Below are 8,509 nucleotides of genomic sequence, written 5' to 3' on the forward strand. Positions count from 1 at the left end.
TACGTCATCAAGGTGAAGCGCATGTCGCGCAAAACGAATCTTCTTCACCGCCATGTCTACATCCAAAAAACTGTCAGTCCAACGCGCTCGCCTTACGCCCGCGCAACAAGCTCTGCTGGCCAGCCGCCTGAAGGGCGTGCCCGTGGCGGAGCGGGAGCCGCCGCTGCGACCTTGCGACGATCCGGCCGAGCGCGCGGCGCTGTCCTTCGCGCAGCGTCGCCAGTGGTTCCTGTGGAAGTTGGATCCGGTGAGCACGGCATACCACATCGCCGAAGGCTTGCGGCTGCAAGGTGCGTTGGACGTGGATGCGGTGCGCGCCGCCTTCCAAGCGCTGGTGGCGCGCCACGAGTCGCTGCGCACCGTATTCCGCGCCAACAACGAAGGCATGGCCGAGCAGCTCGTGCAAGCCGAGCTGGCGCTGGAGATACCGCTGGTCGACCTGAGTCAGGCTCCGGAGGCGCTGCGCGGCGACTTGGTGGATGAGGCGGCTCGGACTGTGAACCTCAGGCCCTTCGATCTGCAGCGTGGCCCGCTGTTCAGGGTCAGCGTGATCCGTGAAAGCGCACACAGCCATGTGCTGGCGGTGGTGATGCACCACATTGTGTCCGACGGCTGGTCGATGCAGATCCTGGTCGACGAGTTTGTGGCGCAGTACCGCGCCATCACTCAAGGAGAGTCGGCAGTGCTACGGCCGCTGCCGGTGCAGTACGCGGACTATGCGGCCTGGCAGCGGAACTGGCTGGAAGACGGCCAACGCGAGCGCCAGCTTGCCTACTGGTTGGCGCAGCTGGGCTCGGAACAGCCGGTATTGCAACTGCCCACCGACCACCCGAGAAAAGCCGACGGCGGCTACAGCGCGGCCAGCCACATCGTCGACCTGCCGGCAGCGCTGGCCGAGGGGCTGCGGCGCCAGATGGCGGTACGCGGCGCCACACCGTTCATGCTGCTGTTGGCGGCATTCCAGGCGCTGTTGCACCGCTACACAGGGTTGGAGGACATCCGCGTTGGCGTGCCAGTGGCGAACCGCAACCGCAGCGAAACCGAGGGAGTGATCGGCTTCTTCGTCAACACCCAGGTGTTGCGCAGCCCGGTGCACGGGCGCATGCCGCTGGCGCAACTGCTGGCGCAGACCCGCGAGTCGGCTCTCGGTGCGCAGGCGCACCAAGACCTGCCTTTCGAACAACTGGTTGAAGCCCTGCAGCCAGAACGTAGCATGGGAACGTCACCGCTGTTTCAGGTCATGTTCAACTACCTGCGCGGCGGCTACGAGGCCTTGCGCAGTCTGCCGGGCTTGACAATGCAGGGCTGTGCGCTCGGCGACAAGTCGGCGCAGTTCGAACTCACGCTGGATGCGATGCAGGACGAAACCGGCGAGCTGCGGTTGAAGTTTGTTTATGCGAAAGAGCTGTTCGACGCGGCCACCATCGAGCGCATGGGCATGCACTACTTCGCGCTGCTAAAAGCCTTGTTGGAGGAGCCTGCGCACAGCGTGGGCGCGGTGGCGCTGCTCGGCGATGCCGAATCGGCTCAAATCGCTCTTTGGGGGCGGCCCTCACCGCAGCACGGGCTGGCGCAGCCGCTACACCATGTGATCGAACAGCAGGCCCAGCTTCGGCCCGACGCCGTGGCCGTGGTGTATGAACAAGCCTCGCTTAGCTACGGCGAACTCGACACCCGTGCCAACCGCCTCGCGCACCGCCTGATTGCGCTTGGCGTGCGGCCCGAGACCCGTGTTGGCCTGGCGGTGGAGCGCTCGCTGGACATGGTGGTCGGCCTCTTGGCCATCCTCAAGGCCGGTGGCGCTTATGTGCCACTGGACCCGCAATACCCGAGCGACCGGCTTGCCTACATGGTGGTGGACAGCGGCATCTCGTTGCTGCTCACCCAAAGCCAGGTGCGCGAATGCATTGATACGCATGCCGATCTGCAGGTGCTTGAGCTCGACACTCTGGACCTCACCGGCGAATCCGGCAGTGCCCCCGGTATGGCGGTGCATGTCGACCACCTCGCCTACGTGATTTACACCTCCGGCTCCACAGGCCGACCCAAGGGCGCGCAGCTCAGCCACCGCAACGTGGCCAGGTTGCTCGGTGCGACCGAACCTTGGTTTCGTTTTGGTCCTGAGGACGTGTGGACCATGTTCCATTCCTACGCCTTCGATTTCTCTGTGTGGGAGATTTTCGGTGCGCTGTGCACCGGCGGCCGGCTGGTGGTGGTGCCTTATTGGATCAGCCGTGCTCCGGGCGACTTCTTAGAGCTGCTGCGCCGTGAGCAGGTCACGGTGCTGAACCAGACGCCTTCGGCCTTCGGCCAGCTCATCCATGCATCAACGGCCGTGGAAGCGAGCGAAGGGCTTGCGCTGCGCTACGTTATCTTCGGCGGCGAAGCGCTGGAGCCAGAGAGCCTGCGCCCGTGGATTGAGCGCCACGGCGACAGCCATCCGCAGTTTGTCAACATGTACGGGATCACCGAGACCACGGTGCATGTCACCTACCGCCCGATCACGCAAGCCGATCTGGACGAAGGCCGGCGCAGCCCGGTAGGCATCGCCATTCCCGACCTGGGCCTGCAGGTGCTTGATGGCGAGCTCAACCGCCTGCCCGTGGGCGTGCCGGGTGAGCTGTATGTGGCGGGCGCAGGGCTAGCGCGCGGTTACGGCAACCGGGCCGGCCTGAGCGCCGAGCGCTTCATCGCCAATCCGTTCGGCCAGGCGGGCGAGCGTCTTTACCGCACCGGCGACCTGGTGCGCTGGCGCGCCGATGGCGAACTTGAATACCTGGGCCGCATCGACCACCAGGTGAAAATCCGTGGCTTCCGCATCGAACTTGGCGAGATCGAGGGGCAGTTACTGGCCCAGCCCGAGGTGAGAGAAGCCATCGTGCTGACCAAGGAAGGACCAGGCGGCACGCGGCTGGTGGCCTATGTCTCGCCTCAGGCGGGAAGGGAAGTTGACCCGACCGAATTGAAGTTACGGCTCGGCGCGGTGCTGCCCGAGTACATGGTGCCGGCCGCCTGGGTGGCGATGCCCGACGGCTTGCCGTTGAACGCGAACGGCAAGGTCGATCGCAAGGCTCTGCCCGAGCCGGAGCGCGCGGGCACGGATGGCTACGAGGCCCCACAGGGAGAAACCGAAGCCGCAGTGGCTGCGGCATGGGTCGAACTGCTGGGTCTGGCGCGCGTGGGCCGGCACGACAATTTCTTCGAGCTCGGTGGCCATTCGCTGCTGGCGATCCAACTGCTGGAGCGGCTGCGGCGCCAGGGCTGGAACGTCGAGGTGCGCACGCTGTTCCAGAAGCCCAGGCTGGCGGCCTTCGCGCAAGCGCTGACGCCTGCCGCTCGTGCGCAGGCGGCACCGGCTTGGGTTTCAGAGAGCTGCATTCCCGCGGGCTGCGCAGCCATCGAGCCCGACATGCTGGCTCTGGTCGAACTCTCGCCCGAGCAGTTGCGCGGCATCGAGGCCGCGGTGCCCGGTGGTGCGGCCAATATCCAGGACATCTATCCGCTCGCGCCGCTGCAGGAAGGCATCCTATTCCATCACCTGATGCAGACCGAGGGCGATGTTTACGGCAATGCCTTTCTGCTGAGCTTCGATTGCGAGGCCCGGCTCAAGGACTTCGTGGCCAGCCTCGACGAGGTGGTCGCGCGCCACGACATCCTGCGTACCGCGGTGCTGTGGGAGGGCTTGCCACAGCCGGTGCAGGTGGTGCACCGCCAGGCCGCGCTGCCGCTAGAGTGGCTGGCGGTAGACCAGAGTTCGGACGTGGCGGCGCAGCTCGACGCCCATGTCGATGCCACGCACTACCGCATCGATGTGCGCCGCGCGCCGATGCTGCGCGCCATCGCCGCGCGCGACGAGACGAACGAACGCTGGCTGCTGCAGTTGCCCAGCCACCACCTCGCGCTCGACCATGCGTCAGTGGAGGTGGTGGTGGAAGAGGTTGGGCTCATCTTGCAAGGTCGGCGCGAGGCACTACCTGCGCCTGTGCCCTTCCGACGCTTCGTAGCCCAGGCGCGGCGCGGTGCGGGCCCGGCCGAGGCTGAAACATTCTTCAGCGCCATGCTGGGTGACGTGACCGAGCCCACCGCGCCTTTCGAGATGCTCGACGTACGCGGCAACGGCAGCACGCTGGCCGAGGCCCGGCTGCCGCTCGATGCGGGACTGGCTGACGCGCTGCGGCGCCAGGCCCGCCAAGCCGGCGTGAGCGCCGCCACCTTGTTCCACCTGGCCTGGGCGATGGTGTTGGCCAAGACCACCGGCCGCGACGACGTGGTGTTCGGCACCGTGCTGTTTGGCCGCATGCAGGCCGGCGAGGGTGCCGAGCGCGCGCTCGGCATGTTTATCAACACCCTGCCACTGCGCGTGCGGTTTGGCAGCCGCGGCGTGGCCGTCTGCGTGCAGGAGACGCATGCCGCGCTCACCGGGCTGCTGCACCACGAGCATGCCCAGCTGTCGCTGGCGCAGCGCTGCAGCGGCCTGGCCCAGGGCACACCGCTGTTTTCGGCCTTGTTCAACTACCGGCACATCGCGCAGCGCGCGGTGGGTGCGGACCATGACGGCGGCCTGGCTGGCATTGAGGGACTGGGCTTCAAGCAGTCGTCGAACTATCCCTTCGTGATGTCGGTGAACGACCGCGCTGACGGCTTTGAGCTGGTAGCCCATGCGGATGCCTTGATTGGCGCGCAGCGCATGGGTGATTACATGCTGGCGGCGGTGGCTTCGATCGTCGTCGCGCTGGAGGCTGGCGATGCCGGCGCCGACCAGGCGGTGGGCGACATGGACATTCTGGGTGAGTCCGAGTGGCTGCGCCTGCGGGCCTGGGGCACGGGCAGTGCAAGCGTGCGCGAGCTTCCGGTGCATCGCCTCGTCGAGGAACAAGCCCGGCTGCGACCGGAGGCGCTGGCGCTGATCGGCAACGCGCGCAGCCTGAGCTATGCGCAGCTCGACGTCCGCGCCAACCGTCTGGCGCATCTCCTCATCGCCGCGGGCGTGCGGCCGGAAGTCCGTGTTGGGCTGGCCGTGCCACGTTCGATCGACATGGTGGTCGCATTGTTGGCCGTGCTCAAAGCCGGCGGTGCCTATGTGCCGCTGGACCCGGCCTATCCGGCCGAGCGCCTTGCCTACATGGCGCGCGACAGCGGCATTGGCCTGCTGCTGTGTCACCAGGGCATGGAAGAGTTGGTTCCGGCACCGGCAGTGCTTGCACTCGATACGCTGGATCTCGACGATCCGCGGATGCCTGCGCATGCGCCGGCGGTGCCGGTGTCGCCCCACAACCTAGCCTATGTGATTTATACCTCCGGCTCCACAGGCTTGCCCAAGGGAGTGGCCGTGGCGCATGGCCCGCTGTCCATGCACATCCAGGCCATAGGCCAGGTCTACGGCATGACACCGGAAGACCGCGAGCTGCAGTTCGCGTCGATCAGCTTCGACGGCGCGCATGAACGCACCTGGACGCCGTTGGTGTTTGGCTCGGCGCTGATGCCGCGCGACAATGAGGTCTGGTCGGTGGAGCGCACCTGCGCCGAGATTGCGCGCCATGGCATCACCATGGCCTGCTTTACACCCAGCTACCTGCACCAGTTGGTCGAGGTCATGGGCCCGGTGGCCGCAGCACTGCCGATCCGCTCTTACACCGTAGGCGGTGAGGCCATGCCGCGCGCCAGCTTCGAGCTGCTGCGCCGCGTGCTGAATCCGCAGCGAGTGATCAACGGGTACGGGCCAACCGAGACCGTGATCACGCCGACCATCGCGAAGATGGGCCGGGACGAGGGTTTCGATTCCGCCTACATGCCGATCGGCCGGCTCATCGGCGACCGTCGTGCCTATGTACTTGACGGCAACCTGAATCCGGTGGCCGAAGGCGCCGCAGGCGAGCTCTACCTTGGCGGATCGGGCCTGGCGCGTGGCTATCTCGGCCGTGGCGGGCTGAGCGCCGAACGCTTCGTGGCCGACCCCTTCGTCGGCGGAGGTGCGCGCATGTACCGCAGCGGCGATCTGGTGCGATGGCGGGCTGACGGTCAGCTCGACTACCTGGGCCGGCTCGATCACCAGGTCAAGATTCGCGGTTTCCGCATCGAGCTGGGCGAGGTGGAGACGGCCTTGCTGGCCCAGCCCGGCGTCCGTGAGGCGGTGGTTGTCGCCGTGGGCGGTAACGGCGCCGCCGGACAGAACCGGCTGGTAGCCTATGTATCGGCGGCGGAAGGTGACCGCATCGCCGGCTCCGAGCTCAGGACCCGATTGGCGCAGGCGTTGCCCGACTATATGGTGCCCGGCACCATCATGGTTCTTGATCGCTTGCCGATCAACGTCAACGGTAAGCTTGACCGGGCCGCGCTGCCCGCGCCAAGCTTTGAGGCCAGCGCCGAGCATATGCCGCCGCAGGGTGGGGTGGAGGTGGTGCTGGCCGCTATATGGTGCGAAGTCCTGCGGTTGGCTCAGGTGGGCCGCCACGATAACTTCTTCGAGATCGGGGGCGATTCCATCCTGAGCCTGCAGATCGTGGCACGTGCGCGGCAACAAGGCCTGGTGATCTCGCCGCGCCAGCTCTTCGAACGCCAGAGCGTGGCCCTGCTGGCGGCGGTGGCCGAAACGCTCGACCCCGCTGATGGTCGCAGCCCCGCGGCGGCGCGCCCCGCGCCCAGCGGCCTGGTGCCTCTGCTGCCGATCCAGTCCGACTTCTTCGCCCGCAGCAGCCTGCAATGGCAGAACGGCTTGCAACACAGTCATTGGAACCAATCCGTTCTGCTGCAAGCCGCGCAGCCACTGGATATCGCCGCGTTGCGCCAGGCCCTGGCCGCGCTGCTCGCACACCACGATGCGCTGCGTCTGCGCTACACCCGCCTTGAAGATGGCCACACGGGTGACCAATGGCGCCAGGTTTATGCACCGATGGCCCCCCATGCTGTAGACCAAGTGTTGTGGCAGCGCCAAGCCGACGATGCCGCCGACATCACCGCCATCTGCCAGCAAGCCCAACGCAGCCTGGACCTCGCCGCTGGCCCGCTGCTGCGCGCTGTGGCCATCGACGTCGCCGACGGCAGCTCGCGGCTGCTGCTGGTCATCCACCACCTGGCAGTGGACGGAGTGTCCTGGCGCATCCTGCTGCAGGACTTGAACCAAGCCTATGACCAGGCCCTGGCCGGCCAGCCGCTCACACAGCCCCTCCGCACCAGCAGCTACCAGGACTGGGCGCAAACACTGGTCCGCCACGCTTCCGACTACGCCGGTGAACTCGACCACTGGCGCGCCCAGCGTGCCGCACCGGCCCTTGCCTGCGCCCATCCGCAGGGCGCTGCCACCCAGCGCGAACGCGAACGTCTGGAAGTGCGGCTCGGCCGCGCCCACACCCAGGCCTTGCTAAAACAGGCGCCCGCGGCCTATCGCAGCCAGGTCAATGACCTGCTGCTGACCGCACTCGGCCGCGCCCTGTGCGAGGCCGGTGGCGTCTCGCGCGTGGCCATCGATCTCGAAGGACATGGCCGCGAAGACGTGTTCGACGGGATCGATCTCACACGCACCGTTGGCTGGTTCACCAGCCTGTACCCGGTGGTGATTGAGCCCACTGGTGACACCGGCGCAGCGCTCAAGCGCGTCAAGGAAACCCTGCGTGCCGTGCCCGGTCGTGGTCTGGGCCATGGCGTGCTCAAGGCCCTGGGCACGCCGGCGCAGCGCGAAGCGCTGCAGACCGGCACCACCGCTGCCCAAGATGGCGACTACGGTCCCGCGCAAGTGCTGTTCAACTACCTGGGCCAATTCGACGGCAGCTTCGATGCGCAGGCGCGCTGGCGCCCGGCGGCCGAATCGGCCGGCGACGAAGTGCACCCCGACACCGCGCTGACCCACGAATTCGCCGTCAACGGCCAGGTTTACGACGGCGAGCTGCGCCTGGTCGTGAGCTACAGCCGGGCCCGCCACGACGAAGTGGCAGTGCGCGCCTGGGTAGACGCCTTCCAGCGCGAGCTCGAAGCCCTGATTGCGCACTGCACCAGCGGCGCCCAGGGACTCACGCCATCGGACTTCCCGTTGGCGCAACTGGCCCAGCCGGGCCTGGATGCGCTGGCGTCGACGCTCGCCCCTTCGCGGGTGGAGGACCTGTACCCGCTGTCACCGATGCAGGCCGGCATGCTGTTCCACAGCGTCTACGAACGCCAGGGCAGCGCCTACGTCACGCAGCTGCGGGTAGACGTGCAGGGCCTGGACGTGGAACGCTTCCGCCAGGCCTGGCAGGGCGCCATGGCGCGCCACGAGATCCTGCGCACCGGCTTCCTGGCCGATGCGGAGCGACCACTGCAGTGGGTGGCGCGCCAGGTGGAGGTACCGTTGCGTCTGGAGGACGGGCGGCGCTGGGAGGATGTGGCCGGCGGGCTGGACGCGTTGGCGCAGGCCGAGCTCGTGCAGGGCTTTGACCTGGCCGAGCCGCCGCTGCTGCGCCTGGTGCTGGTGCGCACCGGTCCCGATGCCATGCATCTGGTCTGGACCAGCCACCATCTCCTGCTCGATGGCTGGAGC

The 8,509-nt window shown here is 67.2% G+C and carries 1 protein-coding gene; it reads left to right on the forward strand.

All coding sequences use genetic code 11. The features are described from left to right. Positions 1–52: 52 nt before the first annotated feature. Positions 53–8,509: non-ribosomal peptide synthetase (locus BLT66_RS11640; protein ID WP_092757822.1), on the forward strand; the 8,457-nt coding region annotated here is incomplete at its 3' end.

The organism is Rhodoferax sp. OV413 (assembly GCF_900104385.1).
Classification (GTDB): Bacteria; Pseudomonadota; Gammaproteobacteria; order Burkholderiales; family Burkholderiaceae_C; genus Rhodoferax_B.